Origin of the sequence: Aeromonas sp. LsrichE-8G (assembly GCF_022869435.1) — a bacterium.
GTDB classification, from domain to species: domain Bacteria; phylum Pseudomonadota; class Gammaproteobacteria; order Enterobacterales; family Aeromonadaceae; genus Aeromonas; species Aeromonas caviae.
The window spans coordinates 1-1,349 of sequence record NZ_JALIHH010000191.1 but is presented as its reverse complement, the minus strand read 5'-3'; the positions used below and the strand labels follow the sequence as shown (position 1 = coordinate 1,349).

The following is a 1,349-nucleotide window of genomic DNA, read 5'->3' as shown; positions in this document are numbered from 1 at the left end:
TAAGAAGTTGCTTGAGGTACTGGGTTGCATTGATAATAGTCATGGCTTCGGGCGTGTCGGTTTTTTTTGCGATTAAATCAGATCACAAACGAAGCCTTTTTTCTATCTATTTCAATTGGTTGTAGCTAAAGATCCTGTACATGATGGCGCCCTGGATCATGACGGCCAGCTGGTCGGCATGACGGTGGACATGCTGGACAAGATCCGCACACGCACCGGCCTCACCTTCGAGTTCGTGCGGGCAGACTCCGAGCGTCAGCTGGCAAAAGCCATGCAGTCAGGCGCCATCGACCTCATCGGCGCCATCTCCCAGCAGGTGGCCGAACACTACGGGCTGCGCACCTCGGTGCCCTACGCCACCGACAACATCTATGTGATCCTCACCCGCCAGGAGGAACAAGGGATCGACACCATCCGGAGTCTGGCGGGCAAGACGGTGGCGATGACGCACCATGTGCCCCTCGCACAGAGACTGGAGGGTAGCCGCATCACCCAGGTGGAGAGTGCCGCAGAAGCGATGGAGGTGCTCGCCCAGGGACGGGTGGATGCCGCCATCGTGCCCCTCTATTTTGCCCGCCATGCGCTGGACAATGACCCCCAGAGCCCGCTGCGCATCGCCGGCCCCGCCGATGACGAGCCGATCCGGATGGGGTTTGCCAGCCTGCCCGGACAGGGGATGCTGATGGGGATCCTCGACAAGACCATCCTCGCCATCCACCCCAACGAGCTCGCCATGATGAGTTACGAGTGGCGCAACCGCAAACTGCCGGTTCCCGGCTTCATGGATCGCCACGCCCACATCGTCTACCTGGTGTTCGTGGGGCTCCTCACCCTGGCGCTGGTGCTGCTCTATCGCAACCGCATGTTCAAGCGGATGGCCAGCGCCGAGCAGGCTTCCCGCCAGCAACTGGAGGCCCATGTCAGGTTCATCCGGGCACTGGGGGAGAGCCTGCCCCACCCCATCGTCGTGCGGGACAAGAGCGGCAAGGTGCTGCTGTGCAACAGCAAATACCTGACCCAGCTCGGCGCCGAGCCAAAGGCCATCCTGGGTCAGCCCTTCGCCCAGGGGCTGTCAGGGGTGATCGATGCAGGCAGCATCGCCGTGCTGGAGCAGGACTTTGCCAGGGTATTGCAGGAGGGGCAGCCCATCTTTGCGGATCGCCTCTTCCATCACAGGGGAACCCAGAGCGACATCTATCACTGGTTGACATCCTCCCCCACCTTAGCGCTTCGCGTCACAGGAGGGGGATTCCCATTACTGGGTGATAGCTGCTCGCGCAGTACCGGGTTCCTGCTTCATCGGGCGGCCTGATTGCACCACGCCTCCACAGGCTAAAACGGCGTGTCCC

1 protein-coding gene is annotated in these 1,349 nt (G+C 61.4%); it reads left to right on the top strand.

Features of this window, described 5'->3' with window-relative positions:
- Positions 1-115: 115 nt before the first annotated feature.
- The gene (locus MUW49_RS18435; RefSeq protein ID WP_244813063.1) at positions 116-1,312 is read left to right on the top strand and encodes a transporter substrate-binding domain-containing protein; all 1,197 of its coding nucleotides are present in this window, start codon (positions 116-118) and stop codon (positions 1,310-1,312) included.
- Positions 1,313-1,349 lie beyond the last annotated feature (37 nt).